The sequence below is a fragment of the Caulobacter sp. DWR3-1-2 genome, assembly GCF_049896225.1.
In the GTDB taxonomy this organism is placed as follows: domain Bacteria; phylum Pseudomonadota; class Alphaproteobacteria; order Caulobacterales; family Caulobacteraceae; genus Caulobacter.
The window spans coordinates 175,317-201,321 of record NZ_JAFCTW010000006.1; the positions used below are offsets into that span (position 1 = coordinate 175,317).

A 26,005-nucleotide genomic window follows, 5' to 3' on the forward strand; every position below is an offset into this window, starting at 1 on the left:
GCGAGCATGGAGCGTGGCCAGAAAGGCCGTTCGACGATTCGTGCGTGATCGCCTGAAGGCGGCTCGCCCCGACCTGTACCCCCGTCGCCAGAGCCGCCTCGCATGAATCCTCTTCGCGTCATGATCGTTCTGATCGCCGCCGTGTCGGCCATCGGCCTGGCCGTGGTCCTGCAGAAGGCGATGGGCGGCAAGAAGGACGTCGCGCCCGTGGCCCAGGCCGCGCCGACGCTGGACCGCGCCATGACCCAGGTGCTGGTGGCCAAGCGCGACCTGGCGATCGGTGACCGCCTGACCGCCGCCGACGTCACCTGGCAGGCCTGGCCGACCGGAGCCATCAACGCCGCCTTCATCACCAACGGCGCGGCCCCGCCGCCCGTGACCAAGGTTTCCGACAAGGCCGCCAAGGCCATGGACACCGTGGCCCAGGGCATGATCGGCGGCGTCACGCCCGAAAAGGCCATCGAGGGCGCGATCGTGCGCGACCCGATCCTGGCCGGCGAACCCATCACCCCCCGCAAGATCGTGCGCGGCGGCGAAGGCGGCTACCTCTCGGTGGTCCTGTCGCCCGGCAAGCGGGCCATGTCGGTGCCGATCACCTCCGAGACTGCGGTCGCCGGTTTTGTCCTGCCGGGCGACCGGGTGGACGTCCTGCAGATCCGCGACGCCCGCAGCACGGGCGAGGGCGGCGCCAGCGGCAAGCAGACGATCGCCGAAACTGTTCTCCAGAACGTCCGCGTGCTCGCCCTCGACCAGAGCACGACGGCCGAGAAGGACGCCAAGACCATCGTGGCCTCCACCGCCACCCTCGAGGTCGGCCCGTTCGACGCCGAGGCCCTGACCAAGGCCAAGGCCGCCGGTCCAGTCACCCTGGTCCTGCGCGCCTATACCGACCTGGGCGGTCCCTCCGGGATCGCCGCCCGCTCCGAAGAGTCGAACGTCGTCCGCATCAATCGCGGCGGCGAGACCTCCAACATCTCGGTCCGCCCATGATCCGCCGGTTCCTCTCCGCCTCCCTCGTCGCCGCCCTGGCCCTGGGGCCGGTAACCACGGCCCTTGCCGACGGCCCGGTGGGCGGCACCCACACCTACCGGACTCCCGTCCGCGCCGCGCCGTCGGCTCCGATCATGACGCCGCCCGCCGACCGGGTGCTGCGCATCGACCTCACCGCCGGACCAGGCAGCCAGAACCTGACCTTGCCCCGGGGCAAGTCGGCGATCGTCGAACTGCCGGTCGATGTGCGCGACATGCTGGTGACCAATCCGCTGGTGGCCGACGCCGTGCTGCGCAGCCCGCGCCGCATCTATGTGCTGGGCATGACCGAGGGCACGACCGACGCGGTATTCTTCGACGCCGCCGGCCGCCGGATCCTGGCGCTGAACATCACCATCAGCCAGGACGCCGGCGCGCTCGAAGCCACCCTGCGCCGCGTGCTGCCCGCCGCCGACATCCGCGTCGAGCCGATCCGCGACAGCGTGATCCTGACCGGCATGGTCGCCAACGCCAGCGAGGCGAGCATGGCCTCGCAGATCGCGACCCAGTTCGTGGCCAAGCCCGAAAACGTGCTGAACATGCTGACCATCGCCGGCAAGGACCAGGTGATGCTCAAGGTCCGCATCGTCGAGGTGCAGCGCAACATCATCAAGCAGCTGGGTTTCAACGCCAATGCGCTGCTCGGCCAGTTGGGCCAGACCCAGTACAGCATGGGCTTTTCGCCGACCTACGGCGTTAATGGCGGCCTGATGGGCGGTCTGACCGGCGGCTACAGCGCCGACACCACCAAGACGCCGGTGATCAGCCGCGACACCCTGGTGACCACGCCGGTCTTCGACGCGGCGACGGGCCTGTATCACAATGAATATTCCTACAAGCCCTACGACTTTGTGGACAAAAACGACCCACTGTCGTCGATCAAAAACTTGGTCGGCGACACCGGCCTGAATAAGGCCGCGGCCATGATCCAGGCGTTCGAGCGCGTGGGCCTGGTGCGCACCATGGCCGAGCCCAACCTGACCGTCGTGTCGGGCGAGGCCGGCAAGTTCCTGGTCGGCGGCGAGTTTCCCGTGCCAACCGGGCAGGACACCACCGGCAAGGTGACCATCGAGTTCAAACCCTATGGCGTGGGCCTGGGCTATACCCCGATCGTGCTGTCGGGCGGCCGCATCTCGCTGAAGCTGTCCACCGAGGTCTCGGAGCTCAGCAGCCTGGGCGCCTACACCCTGACCTCGACCAACGGCAACGCGGCGCTTGTGGTGCCGGGCCTGACCGTGCGCCGGGCCGAGACCACGGTCGAACTGCCCTCGGGCGGTTCGCTGATGATCGCCGGCCTGCTGCAACAGCAGACCAAGCAGAACATCGACGCCCTGCCGGGCATGACCAACCTGCCGATCCTCGGCTCGTTGTTCCGCTCGCGCGACTATCTGAACGGTGAGACCGAACTGGTGATCATCGTCACCCCCTACATCGTCGATCCAACCAAGCCCCAGAACCTGCAGACCCCGGCCGACGGCCTGCAGACGGCGAGTGACATGAGCACGGTCCTGCTGGGCCGGCTCAACAAGGTGGTCAAGGCGCCGGCCGGCGCCAATGCGGGGCGCGCCTATCAGGGCCCCGTCGGCTATGTGATCGAGTGAGAACGCGGACATGACGCGACCCCATCTTCATCGGCTAACGCCTCCGACGCTCGGCAATCTCGCCGCGACTGGCCTGGTCCTGGCGCTGCTAAGCGCCTGCGCCGCGCCGGGCGACAAGCCTGACCTGGCGCAGGCCCCGCGCACCGACACCGAGCAGTGGGCCAGCCGCGTGCAGGTCGAGTCCCGGCCCGACGAGGTGCTGTTGGTCCCTCACGCCGACGGCCTGTCGCCCAACCAGGCCCTGGCCGTCGATGGACTGTTGGCCCGCTGGCGCGAGGCCGAGGGCCGCGAAATCGTGGTCAGCGCCCCGGTGGGCGGTCCAGACTCTGGCGTCGCCGGTAACATGGCCTTCGCCGCTCGCCAGCGGCTGGTAGCGATGGGCGCCCCCGCGACTGCGGTGCGTATCGTCGGCTACGACGCCGGCGCGACGCCAGGCGCGCCGCTGAAGGTCGGGTTCCTGCGCTATCACGCCTCGGTTCCGCAATGCGGCGAATGGAACAACGTCACCGCCACCAAGGACAACAAGCCCTACGAGAACTTCGGCTGCGCCGTGACAGCCAACATGGCGGCCCAGTTGGCCAATCCCGAGGACCTGCTGCGGCCGCGCGACAGCACGCCGGCCAGCGCCCAGCGCCGGGACGACGTGTTCGGCAAGTATCGCAAGGGCGAGGTCACCTCGTCGGCCAAGGACGACCAGGCCACCGGCGTCGTTTCGAAAGCGGTCAACTGATGACCTCGCGCGACGATCCTTTCGACCTGGGCTTCGAGGCCGACGACGAGTTCGCCGCGCCGGGCGCCGACCCCTGGCGCGTCGCGCCGGCCCCGCGTTCGACCAGCGACGACCCGTTCGCCGACTTCCCGCCAGCCCGCCCTGGCACAAGCGCGAGCGCGAGCGAGCCCGCGGCCTCGCCGTTCCTCGACCTGCCGCCGCCCGCCGCGCCCAACACGCCCGCCGCCCCGGCGGCGTCGCCCGTCGCCCTCGCCGAGCCGATCGCGGAGTCCAGCCCACCGCCGATCGCCCCCCCGGCCATGCCCACGCCCGCGCCGTCCCTGACCGCCCGCGATCTGGCCCACGAGGTCGTCGCCGTGACCGAGGCCGACATGGGCGAGGCGGCCGTGCCGCGCATCACCATCCACGCCTTCTGCGCCCGCCCCGAGACCGCCGCCCTGGTGGAGGCCGCCTCGGCCGACCGCCGCATGGCTCGCGCCTCGACCATCGCCCATCCCGGCGGACTGGAAGCGGCCGTCGACTATTATCAGAACCAGTCCACGCCCTCGCTGGTGCTGGTCGAGAGCCTGGACGCCGCGCCACGCATGCTGGCCCTGCTCGATGGCCTGGCCCAGGTTTGCGACCCGGGCACCAAGGTCGTGGTGATCGGCCAGACCAACGACATCGCTCTGTATCGCGAGCTGATGCGCCGCGGGGTCAGCGAATATCTGACCCAGCCGCAGGGGCCGCTGCAGATCATCCGGGCGGTGTCCAACCTGTATGCCGACCCGTCCGCGCCCTTCGTCGGCCGGCAGATCGCCTTCGTCGGCGCCAAGGGCGGCGTCGGGTCCTCGACCCTGGCCCACAACTTCGCCTGGTCGATGGCCGAGCGCATGCAGGCCGCCACGGTGCTGGTCGATCTGGACCTGCCGTTCGGCACCGCCGGGCTGGACTTCAATCAGGACCCGTTGCAGGGCGTCATCGACGCCCTGGGCCAGCCCGACCGCCTGGACGCCGTGCTGATGGACCGGATGATGGTTCGCTGCGGCGACCGTCTGTCGCTGTTCGCCGCGCCGGCCACCCTGGACCAGGACTACGAGATCAGCGCCGACGTCTTCGAGGAGGTCACCCAGAAAATCCGCAGCGCCGCGCCCTTCGTGGCGCTGGACCTGCCGCACAGCTGGTCGGCCTGGACCCGCCGGGTGCTGATCGCCAGCGACGACCTGGTGGTGGTGGCCACGCCTGATCTCGCCAGCCTGCGCAACGCCAAGAACATCATCGACCTGGTCCGCCAGGCCCGCCCTAATGACGCCCCGCCGCGCCTGGTGCTCAACCAGGTCGGCGTGCCAGGCCGTCCCGAAATCCCGGTCAAGGATTTCGGCGAGGCCCTGGGCCTGACGCCGTCGCTGGTTCTGCCCTTCGACCCCAAGTCGTTCGGCCTGGCCGCCAACAATGGTCAGATGGTGGGCGAGGTGGCCCCGAAGTCCAAGGCCGCCGAGGGCATCGATCATCTGGCGCGCCTCATCAGCCGCCGCGAGCCGCCGGTGGCCCAGAAGGCCTCCGTGCTCTCCGGCCTGTTCAAGAAGAAGTAGGGCATGTTCGGCAAGCGCGACCAAGCCGCCGTTCGGGAAGATCACGCGCCGCCGCCGCCCGTCTCGGCGGACGGACCGGCCATCGCCACGCGCCCCCAGCGCGTCGAGCCGATCGTCATCGAGGAACGCGTCCACGCGCCGACGCCCGCGCCGGCCAAGGCCGCTGGCCCCAAGGCGACAAACGGCTTGGAACAGCTTCGCGCCGCCCAGGGCGCGCCGCCCACCACCCAGGTGGTCCGCGAGCAGAGCGACTATTACCACGCCACCAAGACCACGATCTTCAACGCCCTGCTCAACACCATCGACCTGAGCCAGCTGGCGCAGCTGGACCTGAAGGCGGCGGCCGAAGAGATCCGCGACATCGTCGCCGAGCTGGTGGCGATCAAGAATGTCTCGATGTCGGTCTCCGAGCAGGAGCACCTGGTCCAGGACATCATCAACGACGTCCTCGGCTATGGCCCGCTGGAGCCCCTGCTGGCCCGCGACGACATCGCCGACATCATGGTCAATGGCGCCCACCGGGTGTTCATCGAGGTCGGCGGCAAGGTCCAGCTGACCAATGTGCGCTTCCGCGACAACATGCAGCTGATGAACATCTGCCAGCGGATCGTCAGCCAGGTCGGCCGCCGGGTCGACGAGAGCAGCCCGATCTGCGACGCCCGCCTGCCCGACGGCAGCCGCGTCAACGTCATCGCGCCCCCGCTTGCGCTGGATGGTCCCACCCTGACCATCCGGAAGTTCAAGAAGGACAAGCTGACGATGAAGAACCTGGTCGACTACGCGTCGATCAGCCCGGAAGGGGCGCGGGTTCTGGGCGTCATCGGCGCCTGTCGCTGCAACATCGTCATCTCGGGCGGTACGGGCTCGGGCAAGACGACCCTGCTCAACACCCTGACCGCCTTCATCGACCCGACCGAGCGGGTGGTGACCTGCGAGGACGCCGCCGAGCTGCAGCTACAGCAGCCGCACGTGGTGCGCCTGGAAACCCGGCCGCCCAACCTGGAAGGCTCGGGCGCGGTGACCATGCGCGACCTGGTCAAGAACTGTCTGCGGATGCGTCCCGAGCGGATCATCGTCGGCGAAGTCCGCGGACCGGAAGCGTTCGACCTGCTGCAGGCCATGAACACCGGCCACGACGGCTCGATGGGCACGCTGCACGCCAACAGCCCGCGCGAGGCGATCAGCCGGATCGAGAGCATGATCACCATGGGCGGCTACGGCCTGCCGTCGAAGACCATCAAGGAGATGATCGTCGGCTCGATCGACGTCATCGTCCAGGCCGCCCGCCTGCGCGACGGCTCGCGCCGCATCACCCACATCACCGAGGTGGTTGGTCTTGAAGGCGACGTGATCGTCACCCAGGACCTGTTCGTCTACGAGATCAGCGGCGAGGACGCCGACGGCAACGTCATCGGCAAGCACCGCTCCACAGGTATCGGCAGGCCCCGCTTCTGGGACCGCGCCCGCTATTACGGCCTGGAGCGCGAGCTGGCCGAAGCCCTCGACGCGGCGGAGTAGGGCCGATGCTGTTCATCCTGGCCGGCGTTCTGGGCTTCATCACCATCGCGGGCCTTGGCTTCGTGTTCGCCGGCGGCGACAACAGCTCAGCCAAGGCCGTCAAGCGCGCCCAGATCATCGCCGGTGGCGAGCGGCAGACGGCCGCAGCCCGCGCCAAGGTCATGGCCAACACGCCCGAGGCGCGCCGCAGGGCGATCCTCAAGACGCTGAAGGAACAGGACCAGCAAAAGAAGAAGGCGTCGCTGAGCATAGCGGCCCGTCTGCGCGCTGCGGGTCTGGGCGACAATCCGCGCAATTTCTACATCATCAGCGGCGTGGTTGGCCTGTTCGCCGGCCTGACCTTGATCCTGCTTCGCCAGATGCCCCTGATCGCCCTGGGCGCCGCCTTCGCCGCCGGCTTTGGCCTGCCGCGCTGGGTGCTCGGCACGATGGGCAAGATGCGGACCAAGAAGTTCACCGGGGCTTTTCCCGACGCCATCGACATCATCGTGCGCGGCATCAAGTCCGGCTTGCCCGTCCATGACTGCCTGAAGGTCATCGGCAAGGAATGCACCGAGCCCCTGGCCGGCGAGTTCCGCGCCCTGACCGAGAATGTCGGCATGGGCATGAGCATGGATCAGGCGCTGGAGCGCATGCACGAGCGCATGCCGACCAACGAGCTGCGGTTCTTCACCATCGTGCTGGCGATCCAGTCCAAGACCGGCGGCAACCTGGCCGAGGCCCTGGGCAATCTGTCGACCGTGCTGCGGGCGCGAAAGCTGATGGGCGAAAAGATCAAGGCCCTGTCGGCCGAAGCCGTGGCCTCGGCCGTGATCATCGGCTGCCTGCCGCCCGGTGTGGTGGCCCTGATCTCGATTACGGCGCCCAGCTACATGGCCCCGATGTTCACTGACCCGCGCGGGCATCTGATGCTGCTGGTGGCGGGCGTGGTGATGGCCATCGGCATCTTGGTGATGCGCAAGATGATCAATTTCAAGTTCTAGGGGAGGCCACCATGATCGAGATGCTGACCAACCCCTCGAATATCCTGAGCGCGTTCATCGCGATCGTGGTGTTCGCCACCGTCGTCACCCTGACTGCGCCGATGCTCAGCAACAACGGCCTCGAGAGCCGACTGAAGTCGGTGGCCAATCGCCGCGAGGAGCTGCGCCGCCGTTCGCGCGAGGCCCTGTCCCAGAAGGGCGGCGGCTCCACCCTGCGTCACACCGACGAGGGCATGTACAAGAACGTCGTCGACCGCCTGCAGCTGTCGCGGCTGCTGGAAGACCCCAAGGTTGTCGACAAGCTGGCCCAGGCCGGCTTTCGCGGCCCAAAGCCGGTCTCGACCTTCTACTTCTTCCGCTTCGTGATGCCGTTCGCCTTCGCGGTGGTGACGGCCTTCTATCTCTATGTGATCAACGATTTCGACCTGCTGCCGGTCCAGAAGATCGCCGCCTGTTTCGCCGCCCTGACGGCGGGTTACTACGCCCCCAACCTCTACATCCAGAACATCGCCCAGAAGCGCCGCGAATCGATCGTGGGGGCCTTTCCGGACGCGCTCGACCTGATGCTGATCTGCGTCGAAAGCGGGATGTCCATCGAGGCGGCCATCGCCAAGGTCGGCTCGGAGGTCGGCGGCGCCTCGATCGAGCTGGCCGAGGAACTGGGCCTGCTGACTGCCGAGCTCAGCTATCTGCCCGAACGGCGCCTGGCCTATGAGGGCCTGGCGCGGCGGACCAATCACCCGGGCATCCGCTCGGTGGTCACGGCGATGATCCAGGCCGAGCGCTACGGCACCCCGCTGGGCACCGCCCTGCGCGTGATGGCCAAGGAAAACCGCGACCTGCGGCTTTCGGCGGCCGAGAAGAAGGCCTCGGCCTTGCCGGCCAAGCTGACCGTGCCGATGATCCTGTTCTTCCTGCCCGTGCTGTTCATCGTGATCATGGGCCCCGCAGCGATGAACATCATGGACGCCATGGCCAAGAGCAAGGTCAGCTAGAGCATTTTTCGAGCGAAGTGGTTCCGGTTCGCATGAAGAAAAATGTGTTAAAACAGAAGATTAGAGCTCGCGGCATGACGCAGTCAGGTCGGGAAATGCTCTAGCCGAGCGGGCGTCTCTTCTCCCCCTGCAGGAGAAGGTGGCGGCGAAGCCGTCGGATGAGCAACGGTGTTCAGCTGACGTCTTGCGGGTCCCAGGTCTAGCCTGTTCGCAGCAAGGCGATGAGGATGCCGAGCATGCGGCGGGCGACGGCGATGATGGCGACCTTGGGGCTTTTTCCGGCGGCGACGGGTCAGCGGGTGATGGTGGTCGGGATCGACGGGTCGGTGCTGACGGTGCGGTGACGATGCGTGGGTTGCGGACCTGGACACTCGGGGCGCTGATGATGACTGGCCTTTGTATGCCGATGCTGACAAGGGCGGATAACAGTCAGTTAGATCCTCGTCTTCGGATCATCTCCGTCCGCGAGATCGATCCTGAAATGGGGTCGTTTATCACCACGCCTGGCGTCGACTGCACCAAGTCGGCGAACGCCAATATTCTAAACTCGCAGACTTCGTTGAACCGGTCGCGAGCGATGGAGCAGATTGCTGCATACCGCAGGCTGAACCGTTCGATGGTGCTACATCATCCCAAGGAATTTCTAGGGATTTGCGTTGCCACCAATGCATTGCAAGACGGCGCCTTGAAGTAGTCGGGCGCGCCTGGGGACACGCACATGTGCGTGTCCCCATTCGGTTTCCGGCCCCTTACGTCTTCAGCCGGTACCCCGTCTTGAACACCCACCACACCGCCGCCAGGCAGACGCCCATGAAGCACAGGGTCGCGCCGAAGCTGACGCCCACGCCGATGTCCGACACGCCGTAGAAGCTCCAGCGGAAGCCGCTGACCAGATAGACCACCGGGTTGAACAGGGTGATCTTCTGCCAGATCGGGGGCAGCATGCTGATCGAATAGAAGCTGCCGCCCAGGAAGGTCAGGGGGGTGACGACCAGGGCCGGAACGATCTGCAGCTTCTGGAAGTCGTCGGCCCAGACCCCGATCACAAAGCCGAACAGGCTGAAGGTGATGGCGGTCAGGATCAGGAATCCCAGCATCCAGAACGGGTGAAGGATCTCGTAGGGCACGAAGATCCGCGCCGTGGCCAGGATCAGCAAACCGAGGCACACCGACTTGGTCGCCGCCGCCCCGACATAGCCGGTGACGGTCTCGATCCACGACACCGGGGCCGACAGCAGCTCATAGATCGTGCCCGCCCATTTTGGCATGTAGATGCCGAACGAGGCGTTGGAGATGCTTTCGCCCAGCAGCGACAGCATGATCAGGCCGGGCACGATGAAGGCCGCGTAGCTGACCCCGTCGATGGCCTGCATCCGCGAGCCGATCGCCGAGCCGAACACCACGAAATACAGCGAGGTCGAAAGCACCGGCGAGATCACGCTCTGGGCCAGGGTGCGGAACCAGCGGGCCATCTCGAAGCGGTAGATGGACTTGACGGCGTGAATGTTCATTGGCCGTCCCTCACCAGGCTGACGAAGATGTCTTCCAGCGAGCTCTGGCTGGTGTGCAGGTCCTTGAAGTCGACGCCCTCCTCGGAGAGGCGGCGCAGCAGGCCGGCGATGCCGGTCTCCTCGGCCTGGGCGTCGAAGGTGTAGATCAGCTCGTGGCCGTCGGCCGCCAGCTCCAGGGCGTAGTCCGACAGCTTGGCGGGGAGGGCCTCCAGCGGGCTTTGCAACTGAAGCGTCAGCTGCTTCTTGCCCAGCTTGCGCATCAGCACATTCTTGTCCTCGACCAGGATGATCTCGCCCTTGCTGATCACCCCGATCCGGTCGGCCATCTCCTCGGCCTCCTCGATATAATGAGTGGTCAGGATGATGGTGACGCCGCTCTCGCGCAGCTTTCTCACCATCACCCACATGTCGCGCCGCAGTTCGACGTCGACCCCGGCGGTGGGCTCGTCGAGGAACAGGATGGTCGGCTCGTGGCTCAGGGCTTTGGCGATCATCACCCGCCGCTTCATGCCGCCCGACAGCGTCATGATCTTGGCGTCCTTCTTGTCCCACAGAGACAGGTCGCGCAGCACCTTCTCGATATGGGCGTCGTTGGGCGCCTTGCCGAACAGGCCCCGGCTGAACCGGGTGGTGGCCCAGACGGTCTCGAAGGCGTCGGTGTTCAACTCCTGCGGCACCAGGCCGATCTTGGCGCGGGCCGCGCGATAGTCCTTCACCACGTCGTGGCCGTCGGCCAGCACCGTGCCGGTGCTGGGATTGACGATGCCGCAGATGATGCTGATCAGTGTGGTCTTGCCGGCCCCGTTGGGTCCGAGCAGGGCGAAGATCTCGCCCTGGCGAATCTCGAGATCGATGGTCTTCAGGGCCTGATGCCCCGACTTGTAGGTCTTGGTCAGACCGGAAACGGATATGATTGGCATGAGGCCCCTGGGCTGCGGCCGTCCCGCCCTGGAACCTGGACCGCCCGAGCCAGATGGGGCAGGGCGGGCAGCTTGGCTAGAGCTCATGGGGGATATGAGCGGAAGTTTCTTCTCCCCCGCATGGCAAGGCGGTGGCTCTATCGGGCCGGCAAGGGCGGCAGGTCCAGCCTCCGGCGCTCGGCCATCTCGCCGTACAGCGCCACGATCGTCCGATGCCGCGCCAGGTCGCCGGCGTTCTCCACCGCCTCGTGCAGGGCGATCAGGCCCCGGCGCAGCGCGGCGTTGGCGCGGTCGAGGGCTTCCAACGAAGGGTCGACGGGGCCGATCGCCGCGACTTCGGCATATTGGACGCCATAGACCTCACCGGCCTCGGCCAGCACCGCCGCGATGGCGTTATTTTCCCAGACCCTGGCCTGGGTTCCCCGCTCGACCTCCTGGGCGGCCAGCAGCGACAGCAAGGCGATCACCCCGACCCGGCCGGTCATGAACTCGCCCTGGGACTCGGGCGGGGCGGGGATCGCCAGGCACATGAAATTGCCGCGCAGGATGTCGGGCAGGGCGGGGGTCATCAGAAGCCCTCCAATGCGGCCAGCCGCTCGGCCAGGATCAGGTCATGGCGCCGGGCGGTGTACCAGCCGGAAATGGCCAGGATCGGATCGACGAAGCCGCCGTCGCTATACTCCTTGGCCGCCGAGGTCCAGATCGCCTGGCCCTTGACGGCGTTGAACAACGACCACCAGGCCAGGGCGGCGGGATCGACCGTCAGCCCGCTTGCCGCTTCCCACAGGGCGATCGCCTCGGCCTGCGAGATCAGCCCGCTGACCCGCGTCTCGTCGAAGTGGTTCCAAAGCGGGTCGAAGGCCCAGCCCAGATCCTCGATCGGGTCGCCTAGATGGGCCATCTCCCAGTCGAGGATCGCCAGGATCTGACCCGCCCCGTCGTGCATGAAGTTGCCGGTCCGGTAATCGCCATGGACGATGGTGATCCGCTGGGCCGGTGGCGGCGGATTGCGGCGCAGGTGGCGGATTGCGGCGCGGACGATTGGCTGCGGATGCTGCTCGTCGGCCTCGATGACGGTGGACCACTGGTCGAGCGCGATGCGCCAACAATCCTCGGACGCCGGCAGTTCGGCCGCCTCGCGGATCGGCGCGTTTTCGTGATCCAGCGCGGCCAGTTTGCCCAGGGTGGTGAAGAACTGCTCGCCCAGCCCCTTGGCGTGAGCGCCATAGGGATCTCCGGCGAAGGGCGAGGCGACGATGCCCCCGTCGATCCGCTCCATCAGGAAGAACGGCCGCTCCAACACGCCGCCATCCTCTTCCAGGACGATCGCCTCGGGAACGGGCACATGGCCGTGGACGGTGCGGTAGGCCAGGAACTCCAGCCGCCGGTCGGTGTCGATCAGGCTGCCGGTCGGATCGCGGCGCAGGATCAGGCCGCGCGTGGCGCCGCCCGTCTCCCCAGCAATTTGGGCGTCCAGCCGGTAGGTCTCGCGGCTGGCCCCGCCGGGGATGCGCGACAGGTTCGTCACCGTGGTCGGGGCGCCCCACAGGTCGGTGAGGTAGGTTTCCAACTGGTCAGCCAGGCTCATGGAGCCATGTCCAGGATGCTCTTGAACCCCGATGGCGCGTGCGGTCCCAGCGCCAACTGTTCGAACACGCCGCGCCCGACCCGGGTGGCGCCATCGGCGCTGGTGTAGGTCACTTTCGAAAGGGCCTGGACGTGCAGGTGATAGGGCAGGGCGCGGTCCAGATCGGCCAGCACGAAGTCCTCGCGCTCGATCTTCAGCTTGCCGTGGTTCAGGCCGTGGCCCCAGACGGGATGGCCATAGCCCAGGCCCAGCATGAAGAACTCGGCCAGCGGCTCGATCGTGACTTCGCCGCCGCCCTCGAGTTTCAGCGTGCCACGCGCTGCATGTCGCGAGCCGGATCGCCAGTCGACATCGTAACCCACCGCGTGGAAGTCGAGCGCCTCGCCGCGTCCCGACCTCAGGGGCGCCCAGACCGCCCGGCGGTTCCAGGGGCGGCCGAGCTCGTCGTCATTGGTGTGGAAGAACAGGTCGCCGTCGGGAAAGACGCATGGCGTCCACAGCCAGAAGAACTGCGGTGGGACGGCCGGGGCCAGCTCCTGCGGATCGCGGGCGCCGATCGGCCGCACGCCCCACGAGCGATCGCGAGTACCGACGAAGCCGTCCAGGTCATGCCGCTGGCCATCCACCTCGATCCAGCCGCTATAGCGGCCGTTCTGGGTCAGGCGGGTATAGTCCAGCAGGGTGCGCGGCCCGATCCGGCGCGTGAAGCGCGGTTCCTCGATCGGGAACGAGCGACCCTCGAAGGTGAGCTCGGCCCGCACGCCCTGGTCCGGCGCCTCGACGCTGATCCGCAGGCGGCGCAGCGGCTCCAGCACCTGGATGGTGATCGGACCGACGTTGAGGTCCATCCGCTCCATCTCCAGCCAGCGGCTGGCGTGCAGGTTCACCTGCCGGCCGTCCTTCATCCAGCAGAAGGCGGCGTCGGCGATGTTGAGGTGCGGATAGACCCCGAAGGCGGCGGCGAAGAAGCTGTCGCCGTCGCCCCCCTCCCCACTATTGGCCGCCTCATAGCCGTTGAAGAAATACCGGTCGTAGAAATTGCGGTCCGTCCCCGCAAAGGCCACCGGCTCGGCCGTCTGGTGGATCGGGTAGTCGTCGCCCCGGGTCAGCATGACCCTAGGCCCGCCCGCCCGGCGTGAAGGCGACCTCCAGCTTGCTGATGGCGTGGACGAAGTTGTTGGGGGCGATGGTCATCTCGCCGGTGGCGTGGATGTCGGGGAAGCGGGCCAGGATCTGGCGGTAGGCCTCTTCCAGCTGGATCTGCGCCACCCGCTTGCCGATGCAGGTGTGGGGGCCGTAGCCGAAGGCGATGTGCTTGTCGGCGTTGGGCCGGGTGATGTCGAGCCGGTCAGGATCGGGGAACACCGTCTCGTCGCGGTTGGCCGCGCCGTAGTACATCACCACCTTCTCGCCCTCGCGGATGGTTTGGCCGGCGATCTCGGCGTCCCGCGTCGCCGTGCGGCGCATGTAGATCACCGGGCTGACCATGCGGATAAATTCATTCACCGCCCCACCCATCAGCGACGGGTCGGCGATTAGCCGGGCCTTCTGATCCGGAAACTCGGTCAGCAGCTTCATCGCCCCCGACAGGGTGTTGCGGGTGGTGTCGTTGCCGGCGAAGACGATCAGCAGCCACGAGCCGTCCAGATACTCATCGCTCAGCAACTGGCCATCGACCTGAGCGCGGGCGATGGCGCTCATCAGGTCCTGCTGCGGATCCAGCCGGCGCTTGTGAAGCATGGTGCGGCCGTAGTCGAACATCTCCTCGACATTGATGTTGAAGTCCTGGACGAACTGCATCAGCTCCAAGGTCGGGGTGATCGGGGCGGTGGCCTGTTTCAGCGCCAGGTCTTGGGCCATCTCCAGATAGTGCATCCACTTGAGGAACTTGCCGCGGTCCTCAGCCGGCACACCGAGGATCTCGCACAGGGTGAACAGCGGCAGGTGCGACGAGAAGTTTTCAACCAGGTCGCAGCGACCCAAGGGCGCCATCTTGTCCAGCAGCCGGCCGACCTCGGCCCGCACCGCCTCGGTGACGCCTCGCAGATAGGAGGGGGTGAAATAGGGCATGTGCTCGCGGCGCAGCTGCAGGTGCTCTGGCGCGTCGAGATTGATCATGGTGTCCATCGAGGCGCGATAGAGCAGGGCGTGGCGCTTCTGCGGGTCGCCGTGCGCCATCAGTATGCCGCCCTTGCGCGACGAGAAGGTGGTCGGGTCGCCGTTGACCGCCATGACGTCGGCATGGCGGGTGATCGCCCAGAAACCGGGGCCGCCATAGGGCTCGGCGTGCCACATCACCGGGGCCTGGGCCCGCATCCGGGCGTAGTCGCCGTAAGGCTGGCCCTGGGTGAACTGGGCGATGTCCGACAGATCGACGCCGTCCAGAATGGGGAAGATCGTGGGCGCGCCGGGTCCGGCTATGCCGTCGGTCGCGGTCTCGCTGACAAGCTGCATGGCCTGCGTTCCTTCCCATCTGGACCCGCGAACTGCGCCGCGTGGCTAAGCGCGAAGTAGTTCAGACGACAGGTGTCGTGTCAATCGACTGGCGTTGTGAAGGAGGGCGTGGCACATCTGTTGGAGCAAACAGCGGAGAACCGATTTGGCGCGAACGGCGACGGAGCGGATGGGCGGCGGTCTGCGCGAAGCCCAACGCCTGCTGACTCGCGAGCGGCTAGTCGACGCCGCCGTCGCCCTGTTCGGGCAGCGTGGCTTCCGAGCCGTGACCATTGAGCAGATCGCCGTGGCGGCCGGCGCCAATCGCGCCACCTTCTATCTGCATTTCCGCAGCAAGGAGGACGTCGCCAACGCCATCGGCGAGCGTCTGGCGCCCAACATCCAGGTCACCTTCGCGGCCCTCGACGCCCTGGTCGATCCCAGTGTCTCGCAGGTCCGCGCTTGGCTGGCGGCCGGCATGACCGATCAGACCGAGGAGCGCCGCAACCTGCTGGCCGTCGCCACTGAGGCCAATGTCGCCGATCCCGACCTGGCCGATGACTATCTGCGTTTCATCAACCTGTTCATCGACAGCATGCCGAATTATCTGGCGCGGTTCTCCGACCTCGAACGCCCGGCGGCGCGGATGCGACTGCTGATGCAGATGGTCCAGCTGGAACGGTTGTCCTACGTGATGGTCGTGCAGCGCGCCTCGGCCCCGCTCGACCCGCTGCTCGACGTCATGGCCGAGAGCTGGTGGCGGTTGCTGCGCGGCATTTTTTAGGCGCTTCGCGGCAAGTCGACCACCACCGCCGGGTCATAGGCGCGCCGGTAGCCCCAGTCCGTCGCGATCGTCGCCCCGTCCCGGGCGACGGAGTCCAGGATCGCCTTCATCAGCTTCATGTCCTGCAGCCCTTCCTCGCCCGGCGAGACCATGGGCGCCTTGCCGCGCACGACATCGGCCATCCAGTCCATCTCGCGCGCGAACTGGTCGTTCGGCGGCAGGCTCAGCGGCGGCTGGGCCTGGCCGCCCTGGACGACGGTCAGGCGATTGCCGCCGTAGAAGGCGGCCGGATCGGCTACCAGGCGACCGCGTTCGCAGATCACTTCATAGCCCATGGTCGGGGCGTAGTTGAACGAGGTCGAGCCGTTGGCGATCACCCCTGAAGGGAAGCGGAACTGCCAGTCGATCAGGTCCTCGGTCGTCTTGAAGCGCGGATCGGTCCTGTCGGTCTGGGCCCAGGCGCGGACCGACACCGGCTCTTCGTTCAGTAGATAGCGCGCGGCGTTGACGCCATAGATCCCCATGTCGGCCAAGGCCCCGCCGCCGGACATCAGCCCGTCCAGCCGCCACGCGTCGGACGGCTCGGCCAGGTCGGCCTGCCGGCCCATGGTGGTGTTCACCAGCCGGGTCTTGCCCAGCGACCGGTCGCGCAGGCGGCGCATGATGTCCAGGTTCAGCGGCTCATAGTGGCATCGATAGGCGATCATCAGCTGGCGCTTGGCGGCCTTGGCGGCGGCGATCATCGCCTCGGCGTCGGCGACGCTGGTGGCCATCGGCTTTTCGCAGAGCACGTGCTTGCCGGCCTTGAAGGCGCGGATCGTGTGGTCGGCGTGCAGGGCATTGGGCAGAACGATGTAGACGACCTGGATGCGCGGATCCTTGGCCATGCGGTCGTAGTCGTCATAGCCATAGACGGCGTCGGCCGGCAGGCCGTTCTCGGCGGCGACGCGCCGGGCCTTGTCGGGATGACCGCTGACCACGGCCGCGAGCTTGGCGCCCTTCGCGACCTTGAGGCCCGGAATGATCTGGCCCAGGGACAGCTTGCCCAGGCCGACAACGGCGAAGCCGACCTTATCGGCGTCAGGCGTCGCGATCGCGGGGGCTTTCGCGGCCGCCAGCGCCGTCGAGGCGCCGACCACGCCGATCAGGCCGCGCCTGGAAATACGGTTCGACATCGGGGTCTCCTCGGGCTTCAAAACGGGGTCGGCTAATATTGCGGATCGGTCGCCGTGAACGGCGAGCAGCAAGGCTTGCCCACAGCGTGGAATTCCATCAACTCGGCGCGCGTGCCGTCCGGGTCGAGCAGGTTCAGCTGCCACTTGGCGTCGCGGCCAATCTTGGGCAGACCGTCCTGGCCCGCCAGCCGATCGCCGTTCCACAACAGGGTGTAGGCCAGGCGCGTGTCCTCCACGCCCAACGAGAAGTGGTCGAGCACGCCCTGGGTGGCCTGGCTCATGCCGGGCGGAGCGCCCCGGCCCTCGGGCGGGCTGACGATCATGTATTCCAGCCAGTCCGTACCATCCGGGACCTGCAGCGAGACCCAGCTCTGCGCATCGTCCGTCATACCGCCGAACCAGTAGGGCCGGAATCCCATGATCTGGCGGTAGAAGGCGTCCTGGCGCGCGCGGTCGTGGATGATGAAGCCCACATGGATGATCCGGCTGGACAGCGGATTGACCGGTATGGCGGGCGGCGTAGCCGGAGGCTGGGTGAACTGAAGCTTCACGCCTTCGGGGTCGACGATGTCGAACCACCGACCGCCGTCATTGCCTGTTTCGACGCGCGCGGGAACGGCCACGCCGCGTGACGCCAGATAGGTTCGCAAGGCCTCGGCGTCGGGCGTGTTGAAGGCGGCGTGGTCCAACCGGTTGGTCGAGGGCGCGCCCGGTGGCAGGGGCAGCACCTCGATGAATTGCATCGGGCTGAAATAGTAGCGCGCGCCGTTCGGGTTCTCCGGGTTGGGCCCTTTCACGCCGCCAAGGTCGTGGACGTAGAACGCCTCGCTCTTGGCCGGGTCGGCCGCGTAGACCGCCAGGTGCGACACCGAGACGATCGGCGGGCGCGCGGGGGCCGCGGCGTGGGCGTGGCCGCAGCCGGCCAGCATCATCAAGGCGAAAGCCATTGCCCGTTTCATCGCGTCGCTCCCCACTCCGCTCTCGATCGGCGAGTTGTCGGGTCGCAGGATAGCGAGGACTGTTAGCGTTACCAGAACAATGTTCGTCGCGCGGGCAGAGTCCCGGAACGCGAACAGCGTCCGCGCCTGGGGGAGAGGCGCGGACGCTGCTTTACTGGACGCTGGGGCCGGCGGGGGGGGCCGGGTTGTCCGCGTCGGAATATAAATTGGGGGGCGAACGGGGCTTTGCAACGGCGTGACCAAGGTCATTTCGCGGCAAGATCGTTACAGGCGTGCGACCGTGTTTCCCGCGACGGTGGTGTTATCCGGCGAACCGCGCACGATAGGCCTGGGGCGTGGTCGCCAAGGACTTGCGAAAGTGGTGGCGCAAGGCCGCCGCGCCGAAGCCCACGGACTGGGCGATCTGTTCGACGCCTGCCGGGCTGGTCTCAAGCAGGTCGCGGGCCCGAGCCAGGCGCTCGGCCAGCAACCAGCGGGCTGGGGTCGTGCCGGTGGCGGCCTCGAAGCGACGCAGAAAGGTGCGAGGGCTCATGCCGGCCGCGTCGGCCAGGGCCTTGACCGTGTGCTCGCCAGCCAGGTCGGCGCGCATCCGCTCCAGGGCGGGACCCAGGCGCGCGCCCTCGTGGACGATCGGCACCGGTCGCTGGATGAACTGTGCCTGGCCGCCATCACGGTGGGGCGGCACGACCAGCCGCCGCGCCACGGTGTTGGCCGCCTCGGGACCATGGTCTCGGCGGATCAGGTGCAGGCCGAGATCCAGGCCGGCGGCGCTGCCGGCTGAGGTCAACACGTCGCCAGCGTCGACATAGAGCACGTCGGGCTGCACATCGATGTCGGGATAGAGGGTCCGCAGCCGATCCACATAGCGCCAGTGGGTAGTGGCCCGCTTCCCGGCCAGCAATCCCGCCGCCGCCAGCACGAAGACACCCGAGCAGATCGACATCACCCGCGCGCCTCGCCGATGGGCGACCTGCAGCGCATCGATAAGATCCTGAGGGACCGGTGCGTCAGCCCCGCGCCAGCCAGGGGCGATGATCGTGCCGGCCTGCTCGACCAACTCCAGTCCGCCATCGGCGACCACCTGCACCCCACCCAGACCTCGCAGGGGACCGCCCTCGATGGCGGCGGTCGCGAACTGGTACCAGTCCGGCCCCATCTCCGGCCGGGGCAGGCCAAACAGCTCGACCGTCACCCCGAACTCGAAGGTGCACAGGCCGTCATAGGCCAAGGCGACGACCCGACGATTGGCGGGTCCGAGTCTCTGCAACGATTTTGGCATGATTTTTACGGACTATGGCAATCATGACATCTAACGCCCCGCGCCCTGGAGAGGCAAGTCTCCTGTCGCCAACAGAGGAGGCCGCCATGAGCTTTGTGTCCGACATCCCCGCCGCGCCGTCGCAAGAGGCCGTGACCCACTTTGCCCGCCGCCTGGCCCTGGAAACCGACTGCGCCGATGTCGACGCTTCGATGAAGGCTAGAGAGGTGGACTTCGTCCTGCTGCACGTGGTCGGAACGCCGCAGGCCTATGCCCTTCGTCATGTGCCCGGCGCCCTGCATCTGCGCCACGGCGAGATCAGCGCCGAGCGAATGGCGGCCTGGCCAGCCGACACCCTGTTCGTGGTCTATTGCGCCGGCCCCCATTGCAACGGCGCTGACCGCGCGGCGCTGAAGCTGGCCGCCCTGGGCCGTCCGGTGAAGCTGATGATCGGCGGGGTGGCCGGTTGGGAGGATGAAGGCTTGCCTTTCGCGACAGGCCCTGAGCCGGGCGCGTTCGTCCCGGCCTGATGGCTTTGGGCCGTCCGGTCAGGCGCCGGTCTGGGAGTCGGGAGGCTGGTCAGCGCCACGGCGACCATCAAGGTCGGCTGGGCCAGCAGCTTAGCGATGATGGAAGTTGGGTCGTGAAGCGTTATGGCCTAACGGACGCTTTGCTCGCCCAGGGTCTTCAGCATTCCGAGACGCGCCAGCACGTCAGCGCGCTCGTTGTGAACGTGGCCGGCATGGCCCTTGACCCAACGCCAGTCAACGTCGTGACGGGCCCGGGCGGCGTCGAGGCGTTGCCACAGATCGACGTTCTTGACCGGGCTCTTGTCGGCGGTCTTCCAGCCCTTGGCCTTCCAGCCGTGGATCCACTGGGTGACGCCCTTCATCACATACTGGCTATCAGTATGCAGCTCGGCCTTGGTGGGCTTGTTGAGCGCCTCCAGGGCCTGGATCGCGCCCATCAGCTCCATGCGGTTGTTGGTGGTCGCCAGGTCGCCGCCGCACAGCTCCTTTTTCTTGTCGCCGTACATGAGCAAGGCGCCCCAGCCGCCCGGGCCGGGATTCCCGCGACAGGCGCCGTCGGTATAGATGATCAGCTTGGGCGTCATGCGCCGGCTCCGAACAGGCTGAGTCCCTCGCGGTGAACCGCCAGCTTGCGCTCGTATTCCAGCGGGTCCTTCGGCTTGACCAGCGCCCCGGCCGGGGTCGCGCCCCAGTCGGCCAGGCGGGTCAGGAAGAAACGCATGGCCGCGCCGCGCGCCAGGATCGGGATCGCCTCGCGCTCGGCCGGGCTCAGCGGACGCCGGCGCTCATAGCCGGCGATCAGGGCGCGGGCGGCGGTGATGTTGAAGCTGCCGTCGGCCTCGAAACACCAGGCGTTGAGCGTCACCGCCACGTCATAGGCGAAAGCGTCGTCGCAGGCGAAATAGAAGTCGATGGCGGCGGCGAACTTGCCGTCGGGTTTGAAGAACACGTTGTCGGGGAAATAGTCGGCATGGATCACCCCTGACGGCAGGCCGCGAGGCCAGGCCAAGGCCAGCTGCGCCAAATCCTGGTCGATGGTCTTGGCCAGGCCCGGCTTCAGGCCCTCGGCGTCCTGGCGGTGTTTGGCGAACAATGGCCCCCAGTGGGGCTGGCCCAGGTCATTGGCGCGGCGGGCTGGATAGCCCTCGCCGGCCAGATGCAGCCAGGCCAGGCCCTCGCCGGCCTCGCGGCAGTGGGCGATGGTCGGGCGGCGGGCCGACAGGCCCGGCAGGAACTCGACCAGGGCGGCGGGCTTGCCGCGGATGGCCTTCAGGGTCGCGCCCGCGCGGTCGGCGATCGGCTTGGCGCTGGGATAGCCATGCTCGGCCAGCCAGGTCAGCAGGTCGAGGAAGTAGGGCAGGTCCTCAGGCTTGGCCCGCCGCTCATAGACCGTGAGAATGAACCGGCCGGTCGTGGTCTCAAGCAGGAAGTTGGAATTTTCCACCCCCTCGGCGATGCCCTTGAACGCCACGGCCTGCCCCAGGTCGTAGTCGCCCAGGAAGACGGCGAGTTCGTCGTCGGTAATGTCGGTGTAGACGGCCATGGCGCGGGGATGGGGGAGCGGGCGCTGGCGGTCAAGAGGGGCATGGGAATTGTGCTAGGATGGCGGTGGAAGGAGACGATCGATGACTGGTGAACCAGACGGCGATGAGCCGGTGGTCTCGAAGGATCAAGATCAGTTCGGGCGGACGCCCGGGGCGCTTGCCGATGAACGGTTCGCGCGCGGAGAAGCCTCTATAAGCCGCTACCAGACGACTTTCGAAGCGCCTGCGAAGCAGGACGGCGCAGCCGATTTGGAAATCACCCGCCAGATCGAGTTGGGCGGCGAGATCATGGATGAGTACGATGAAACGTTCAGCGCTCTGGCTAAGCCATCTTGGCCAGCCTGATGTTGGGCGGCTAACCATGGAACACGTGGATCAGGCCTTAGCTTTACCAGTCCCAGGGTCCTCCTGCGGGCGATGGCGGCCAGAAGATGTTGATCACTACCCAACCCGCTGCAAACAGCCCGGAGGTCATAGCCAATAGATAGAGCTTTCTAGAACCCCGACGTAAAGCCAGCAGGGCAAGAAGCCAGACTGGGAATGAAATAGTCGCCACCCACATAGCGATGGCAAAGGGTCGCTCGGCCCGAAACAGGAGCGAGGCGAACGTCAGGCCTCCTACCACCCGCCACAGGCGATCAAAACCGCTGGCGCCAACAAGACCATCAGGGATTTGCGAGTGAGGGACTCATGGTTCATGGGTCATTCTTTCGCGCAGATCGAACGTCGCCAGCGGCCTAGCTCGTCAGCAGCCTCGGCAGCTTGAAGATCACCGTCTCGCGGGCCTCGATCAGTTCCTCGATCGTCACGTCATAGCGCGTGGCGATGGCGTCGAGAACGCCTTGCACCAGGTCTTCCGGAGCCGAGGCGCCAGCGGTGACGCCGACCCGCTCCACGCCCTCGAACCAGCTCCAGTCGATGCCGCGCGCGTCATCGAGCAGCCGGGCGTCGCGGGCGCCGGCCCGCTTGCCGACCTCCATCAGCCGCACCGAGTTGGAAGAGTTCTTTGAGCCGACGACCAGGATCAGCTCGGAGACCTCGGCCAGCATCTTCACCGCCTCCTGGCGGTTGGTGGTGGCGTAGCAGATGTCTTCCTTGTGCGGCGCGGCGATGCCGGGGAAGCGTTCTTTCAGCAGATTGACCATCTCGGCGGTGTCATCGACCGACAGGGTGGTCTGGGTCAGGAAGGCCACGTTGCCGGCGTTCTTTGGGATCCAACTGCGGGCGCCGTCGATATCCTCGATCAGGGTGACCGTACCCTCCGGAAGTTGGCCCATGGTGCCAACGACCTCGGGGTGACCTGCGTGGCCAATCAGCACGATCTCGCGCCCAGCGTCGAAATGCTTCTGGGCCTCGACATGGACCTTGGAGACCAGCGGGCAGGTGGCGTCCAGATAGACCATCTCGCGCGCCTTGGCCGCGGCCGGCACGGTCTTGGGCACGCCGTGGGCCGAGAACACCACCGGGCGGTCCTCGGGAACCTCGTCCAGCTCCTCGACGAACACCGCGCCCAGGGCTTTCAGCCGGTCGACGACGTGACGGTTGTGGACGATCTCGTGGCGCACATAGACCGGCGCGCCGAACTTCTCGATCGTCCGCTCGACGATCTGGATCGCCCGATCAACCCCCGCGCAGAAGCCGCGCGGACTGGCCAGAACAACGCTGAGCGAGCGGCGGCCGAGGGGCGGAATGGGCGAATGGGCGTTCATGGCCGCGAACCTAAGGGTTCCACGTCGCGCGCGCTAGCGTCGCCGGCGCATTGCGACGTCACGCATATGCCTTTATCAGGCTCCATGACGCCGACGGGGAATTCCCGAACAGGCTCTTCATCTCGAACCGGACGTTTCATGCGCCCCACGCTCTCCGTCGCCCTCAGCGCCTTGATGGCCCTCTCGATCGCCGCCACCGCGACGAGCGTCCACGCGCAGCAACGTGGCGGCGGTCGCAACGCCGACGGCGGGTCCGGTGACGAAGAACAGGCCGGCAAGAAGAAGAAGCGTGACGACGAGTGGAACCAGCCCAAGGCGCCGCTCGCCCAGCTGCGTAACGCCGGCCCGTGCCCCTATGCGAAGGTGCTGTACGACGCCAGCCGCTATGTCGAGTTCAAGGACGCCAAGGAATCGGCGGCCCAAAGCTCCTATACGGGCGAGATCCAGGGCCTGTCCTCGGGCTGCGCCTACAAGAGCAATGACCCCATCAAGATGCAGGTCGAAATCCTGTTCGAGCTGGGGCGCGGCCCGCAGGCGACGGACACCCACAAGACCTATCGCTATTGGGTGGCGGTGACCGAGCGCAACAAGGACGTCCTGGCCAAGGAATATTTCGACCTGCCGGTGACCTTCCCGCAGGGCCAGGATCGCGTCTATGCCAGCGAGACCCTGAAGACCATCACCATTCCGCGCGCCGACGAAAAGGTCAGCGGCGGCAATTTTGAAGTGCTGATCGGCTTCGACGTGACCCCCGAAATGGCCGCCTTCAACCGTGACGGCAAGCGCTTCCGCGTCAATGCCGGCCAGACCCAGCAAGCCCTGACCCAGCCCGGAAACGTCACCAAGCCATGAGTGATTTGAAGCGGTCCCTGAGCGAGGCGGCCGCGGCCGCCTTCCAGGCCGCCGGACTGTCCCCCGACTTCGGTCGCGTCACCGCGTCCGATCGCCCCGACCTGGCCGATTTCCAGTGCAATGGCGCTCTCGCGGCGGCGAAAAGCGCTAAGCGCAATCCCCGCGAGATCGCCGTCCAGGTGGTCGATATCCTCAAGGCCGACCCGCGGCTGGCCTCCGTCGAGATCGCGGGCGTCGGCTTCATCAACATGCGGGTCAGCGCCGCCGCCCTGGCGACCCGCGCCAACGAGATCGCCGCCGATCCGCGCGCCGGGGCCGAGCCCGTGGCCAGCCCGCGCCGCGTGCTGATCGACTATGCCGGCCCCAATGTCGCCAAGCCGATGCATGTGGGCCACCTGCGCGCCTCGATCATCGGCGAGTCGGTCAAGCGCCTGTACCGCTTCCGCGGCGACGACGTGGTGGGCGACGCCCACTTCGGCGACTGGGGCTTCCAGATGGGCCTGCTGATCAGCGCCCTGAGGGAAGAGGACGCCTTCATCGGCGCCCTGCTCGAACGTCTGGTCGAGGCGCCGCGCGGCTTCTCGCCGGCCGACGAAGCCAAGCTGATAGCCGAGTTCGCCTCGCGCGTTTCGCTGGCCGATCTGGACCGAATTTATCCGGTAGCCGCCAACCGCGCCAAGGCCGAGAAGGACGGCAAGCCAAATCCCGCCTTCGACGCAGACTTCCTCGCCCGGGCCCGCAAGGCCACCGCCGAGCTGCAGGTTGGCCGTTTCGGCTATCGTCTGCTGTGGCAGCATTTCGTCCGCGTCAGCCGCGTGGCCTTGGAGCGCGAGTTCCATGCCCTGGGCGTCGACTTCGACCTTTGGAAGGGCGAGAGCGACGTTCAGGACCTGATCGCCCCGATGGTCAGCCAGCTGGAGGCCAAGGGCCTGCTGGTCGATGACCAGGGCGCCCGCATCATCCGAGTGGCCCAAGAGGGCGACAAACGCGAGCTGCCGCCGCTGCTGGTGGTGTCGTCCGAAGGCTCGGCCATGTACGGCACGACCGACCTGGCCACCATCCTGGACCGCCGCAAATCGTTCGACCCACACCTGATCCTCTACTGCGTCGACCAGCGCCAGGCCGACCACTTCGAGCAGGTGTTTCGCGCCTCGTACCTGGCCGGCTACGCCGAGCCGGGCGGGCTGGAGCACATCGGCTTTGGCACTATGAACGGGGCCGATGGCAAGCCGTTCAAGACCCGGGCAGGTGGCGTTTTGAAGCTGCACGACCTGATCGAGATGGCCCGCGAGAAGGCCCGCGAGCGCCTGCGGGAGGCCGGCCTCGGCGCCGAGCTGTCGGAAGAGGCCTTCGAGGAAACCGCCCACAAGGTGGGAATCGCGGCCCTGAAGTTCGCCGACCTGCAGAACTTCCGCGGCACCTCCTACGTCTTCGACCTCGACCGCTTCACCAGCTTCGAGGGCAAGACGGGGCCGTACCTGCTGTACCAGTCGGTGCGGATCAAGAGCATTTTGCGCAAGGCGGCCGAGCAGAACGTCGCGTCTGGTCCGATCACCGTGGCCGAGCCGGCCGAGCGTGACCTGACCCTGCTGCTGGACGGCTTCGAGGGCGCGCTGGGCGAAGCCTACGACAAGAAGGCTCCCAACTTCGTGGCCGAGCACGCCTACAAGCTGGCCCAGACCTTCTCGAAGTTCTACGCCGCCTGCCCGATCCTCGGCGCCGACGAGCCGGCGATCCGAGCCTCGCGCCTGGCCTTGGCCGAGACCACGCTGAAGCAACTGGAGCTGGCGCTGGACCTGCTGGGCATCGAAGCGCCGGAGCGGATGTAGGCGCTAGGGACGCTCAAGATCCTTGAGCGTCGCCAGCAGGCCTTCTACCCCGCCGGTCTCTAGGTATTGCTGGGCGACCAGCACCAACCGAAGCTGCTTGGCCAGCAGGGCCAGCTGACGATGCTGGTTCTCGGTGCGCTTCTGGGCGGTCTCCAAGTTTGAAGACAAGATGGCAAAAATGCAATCTATGAGAGCTTTCTTGCCGGCTCTTTTCTTCGCCCGTTGACTCCGCTCGCCCCCTCGCTCAAACACGGTGCGACCCTCGCGGGAGACGTCGGGATTCTGGTCCCGAGGCCGAAGGCGCAACCGCCCCGGAAACGCTCAGGCAAACGGACCGCGCGGGTTTAGGAACGCTGGAAAGAGGCGGCGCGAAAGCGTTGCCCGCCGAAGGAGCAAGGGTCCCCCTTCCCAACTTGAGGGCTGGATCCGGAATCTCTCAGGTCAAAGGGACAGCGGGGGCGCTATCGTCTGGTGAAAGCCGGGCTT

At 67.0% G+C, this 26,005-nt stretch carries 25 protein-coding genes, 1 pseudogene and 1 riboswitch; of the genes and pseudogenes, 13 read left to right on the forward strand and 13 right to left on the reverse strand.

From position 1 onward, the window contains the following. Nucleotides 1-102 precede the first annotated feature (102 nt). The 8 genes from cpaB (at nucleotide 103) to ACP696_RS11190 (ending at nucleotide 9,121) form a co-directional block, all read left to right on the forward strand. Nucleotides 103-990: a Flp pilus assembly protein CpaB gene (gene cpaB, locus ACP696_RS11155; protein ID WP_426009827.1), complete on the forward strand. Its 888-nt coding sequence runs from the start codon at nucleotides 103-105 to the stop codon at nucleotides 988-990. Then, nucleotides 987-2,630 (forward strand): type II and III secretion system protein family protein, encoded by a 1,644-nt coding sequence (locus tag ACP696_RS11160; protein ID WP_426043785.1) that lies wholly within the window; start codon nucleotides 987-989, stop codon nucleotides 2,628-2,630. The genes cpaB and ACP696_RS11160 overlap by 4 nt, the downstream gene beginning before the upstream one ends. A 10-nt stretch (nucleotides 2,631-2,640) precedes the next feature. Continuing rightward, nucleotides 2,641-3,360, forward strand: coding sequence for a CpaD family pilus assembly protein (locus tag ACP696_RS11165; protein WP_426043786.1), 720 nt, complete (start codon nucleotides 2,641-2,643; stop codon nucleotides 3,358-3,360). Next, complete coding sequence (locus tag ACP696_RS11170; protein ID WP_426009822.1) at nucleotides 3,360-4,931, forward strand: AAA family ATPase; 1,572 nt, start codon at nucleotides 3,360-3,362, stop codon at nucleotides 4,929-4,931. The genes ACP696_RS11165 and ACP696_RS11170 overlap by 1 nt, the downstream gene beginning before the upstream one ends. Before the next feature lie 3 nt (nucleotides 4,932-4,934). Further along, nucleotides 4,935-6,449, forward strand: a complete 1,515-nt coding sequence (locus ACP696_RS11175) for a CpaF family protein (RefSeq protein ID WP_426009821.1) — start codon at nucleotides 4,935-4,937, stop codon at nucleotides 6,447-6,449. Between the two features lie 5 nt (nucleotides 6,450-6,454). Next, nucleotides 6,455-7,432 (forward strand): type II secretion system F family protein, encoded by a 978-nt coding sequence (locus tag ACP696_RS11180; RefSeq protein WP_426009819.1) that lies wholly within the window; start codon nucleotides 6,455-6,457, stop codon nucleotides 7,430-7,432. A gap of 11 nt (nucleotides 7,433-7,443) precedes the next feature. After that, on the forward strand, nucleotides 7,444-8,427 hold the full coding sequence (locus tag ACP696_RS11185) for a type II secretion system F family protein (RefSeq protein ID WP_426009818.1): 984 nt from the start codon (nucleotides 7,444-7,446) through the stop codon (nucleotides 8,425-8,427). A 139-nt stretch (nucleotides 8,428-8,566) separates the two neighbouring features. Next, nucleotides 8,567-9,121, forward strand: coding sequence for a hypothetical protein (locus ACP696_RS11190; protein WP_426009816.1), 555 nt, complete (start codon nucleotides 8,567-8,569; stop codon nucleotides 9,119-9,121). 55 nt (nucleotides 9,122-9,176) lie between these two features. Here ACP696_RS11190 and ACP696_RS11195 read toward each other — a convergent pair whose 3' ends face one another. The 6 genes from ACP696_RS11195 to ACP696_RS11220 form a co-directional block, all read right to left on the reverse strand. Next, nucleotides 9,177-9,938: an ABC transporter permease gene (locus ACP696_RS11195; protein ID WP_426009814.1), complete on the reverse strand. Its 762-nt coding sequence runs from the start codon at nucleotides 9,936-9,938 to the stop codon at nucleotides 9,177-9,179. Continuing rightward, nucleotides 9,935-10,858: an ABC transporter ATP-binding protein gene (locus ACP696_RS11200; protein WP_426009813.1), complete on the reverse strand. Its 924-nt coding sequence runs from the start codon at nucleotides 10,856-10,858 to the stop codon at nucleotides 9,935-9,937. Before ACP696_RS11200 ends, ACP696_RS11195 begins: the two co-directional genes overlap by 4 nt. A 137-nt stretch (nucleotides 10,859-10,995) precedes the next feature. Next, nucleotides 10,996-11,427, reverse strand: coding sequence for a hypothetical protein (locus ACP696_RS11205; RefSeq protein ID WP_426009812.1), 432 nt, complete (start codon nucleotides 11,425-11,427; stop codon nucleotides 10,996-10,998). Continuing rightward, nucleotides 11,427-12,446, reverse strand: coding sequence for a phosphotransferase family protein (locus tag ACP696_RS11210; protein WP_426009811.1), 1,020 nt, complete (start codon nucleotides 12,444-12,446; stop codon nucleotides 11,427-11,429). Before ACP696_RS11210 ends, ACP696_RS11205 begins: the two co-directional genes overlap by 1 nt. Then, nucleotides 12,443-13,558, reverse strand: a complete 1,116-nt coding sequence (locus ACP696_RS11215; RefSeq protein WP_426009809.1) for a hypothetical protein — start codon at nucleotides 13,556-13,558, stop codon at nucleotides 12,443-12,445. Before ACP696_RS11215 ends, ACP696_RS11210 begins: the two co-directional genes overlap by 4 nt. Before the next feature lie 4 nt (nucleotides 13,559-13,562). Then, nucleotides 13,563-14,900, reverse strand: coding sequence for a cytochrome P450 (locus ACP696_RS11220; protein WP_426009808.1), 1,338 nt, complete (start codon nucleotides 14,898-14,900; stop codon nucleotides 13,563-13,565). Between the two features lie 145 nt (nucleotides 14,901-15,045). On the opposite strand from ACP696_RS11220, the gene ACP696_RS11225 reads away from it, so the two are divergent. After that, nucleotides 15,046-15,663, forward strand: coding sequence for a TetR/AcrR family transcriptional regulator (locus ACP696_RS11225; RefSeq protein WP_426009806.1), 618 nt, complete (start codon nucleotides 15,046-15,048; stop codon nucleotides 15,661-15,663). Here ACP696_RS11225 and ACP696_RS11230 read toward each other — a convergent pair. The 3 genes from ACP696_RS11230 to ftrA all read right to left on the reverse strand — a co-directional run bounded on the left by ACP696_RS11230 (nucleotide 15,660) and on the right by ftrA (nucleotide 19,076). Then, nucleotides 15,660-16,838 (reverse strand): Gfo/Idh/MocA family protein, encoded by a 1,179-nt coding sequence (locus ACP696_RS11230; RefSeq protein ID WP_426009804.1) that lies wholly within the window; start codon nucleotides 16,836-16,838, stop codon nucleotides 15,660-15,662. The genes ACP696_RS11225 and ACP696_RS11230 overlap by 4 nt on opposite strands. A 32-nt stretch (nucleotides 16,839-16,870) precedes the next feature. After that, nucleotides 16,871-17,785 (reverse strand): VOC family protein, encoded by a 915-nt coding sequence (locus ACP696_RS11235; RefSeq protein WP_426009802.1) that lies wholly within the window; start codon nucleotides 17,783-17,785, stop codon nucleotides 16,871-16,873. A 313-nt stretch (nucleotides 17,786-18,098) separates the two neighbouring features. Then, nucleotides 18,099-19,076, reverse strand: a complete 978-nt coding sequence (gene ftrA, locus ACP696_RS11240) for a transcriptional regulator FtrA (protein WP_426043787.1) — start codon at nucleotides 19,074-19,076, stop codon at nucleotides 18,099-18,101. An 86-nt stretch (nucleotides 19,077-19,162) separates the two neighbouring features. On the opposite strand from ftrA, the gene ACP696_RS11245 reads away from it, so the two are divergent. Continuing rightward, a complete protein-coding gene (locus tag ACP696_RS11245; protein ID WP_426043788.1) occupies nucleotides 19,163-19,585 on the forward strand; it encodes a rhodanese-like domain-containing protein in 423 nt (140 codons plus the stop codon). A 128-nt stretch (nucleotides 19,586-19,713) separates the two neighbouring features. Here the strand turns inward: ACP696_RS11245 and rnhA are convergent, their stop codons facing one another. Both rnhA and thrB read right to left on the reverse strand, forming a co-directional pair. Continuing rightward, on the reverse strand, nucleotides 19,714-20,169 hold the full coding sequence (gene rnhA, locus ACP696_RS11250; RefSeq protein WP_426009797.1) for a ribonuclease HI: 456 nt from the start codon (nucleotides 20,167-20,169) through the stop codon (nucleotides 19,714-19,716). Further along, on the reverse strand, nucleotides 20,166-21,128 hold the full coding sequence (thrB, locus tag ACP696_RS11255) for a homoserine kinase (protein ID WP_426009796.1): 963 nt from the start codon (nucleotides 21,126-21,128) through the stop codon (nucleotides 20,166-20,168). Before thrB ends, rnhA begins: the two co-directional genes overlap by 4 nt. 82 nt (nucleotides 21,129-21,210) lie before the next feature. On the opposite strand from thrB, the gene ACP696_RS11260 reads away from it, so the two are divergent. Beyond that, the gene (locus tag ACP696_RS11260; protein WP_426009795.1) at nucleotides 21,211-21,474 is read left to right on the forward strand and encodes a hypothetical protein; all 264 of its coding nucleotides are present in this window, start codon (nucleotides 21,211-21,213) and stop codon (nucleotides 21,472-21,474) included. 392 nt (nucleotides 21,475-21,866) lie between these two features. Here the strand turns inward: ACP696_RS11260 and ispH are convergent, their stop codons facing one another. Continuing rightward, nucleotides 21,867-22,838: a 4-hydroxy-3-methylbut-2-enyl diphosphate reductase gene (gene ispH / locus ACP696_RS11265; protein ID WP_426009793.1), complete on the reverse strand. Its 972-nt coding sequence runs from the start codon at nucleotides 22,836-22,838 to the stop codon at nucleotides 21,867-21,869. A gap of 138 nt (nucleotides 22,839-22,976) precedes the next feature. Here ispH and ACP696_RS11270 point away from each other — a divergent pair, with 138 nt between their 5' ends. Together ACP696_RS11270 and ACP696_RS11275 are read left to right on the forward strand one after the other, a co-directional pair. Then, on the forward strand, nucleotides 22,977-23,690 hold the full coding sequence (locus ACP696_RS11270; RefSeq protein ID WP_426043789.1) for a Tat pathway signal sequence domain protein: 714 nt from the start codon (nucleotides 22,977-22,979) through the stop codon (nucleotides 23,688-23,690). Continuing rightward, nucleotides 23,687-25,519, forward strand: coding sequence for an arginine--tRNA ligase (locus ACP696_RS11275; protein WP_426043790.1), 1,833 nt, complete (start codon nucleotides 23,687-23,689; stop codon nucleotides 25,517-25,519). The genes ACP696_RS11270 and ACP696_RS11275 overlap by 4 nt, the downstream gene beginning before the upstream one ends. Nucleotides 25,520-25,522: 3 nt before the next feature. Here ACP696_RS11275 and ACP696_RS11280 read toward each other — a convergent pair. After that, nucleotides 25,523-25,672, reverse strand: a pseudogene (locus ACP696_RS11280) (ORF6N domain-containing protein); the annotation flags it as partial. A gap of 102 nt (nucleotides 25,673-25,774) precedes the next feature. Continuing rightward, a riboswitch (glycine riboswitch) is annotated at nucleotides 25,775-25,866 on the forward strand. The last annotated feature ends 139 nt before the right edge of the window (nucleotides 25,867-26,005 follow it).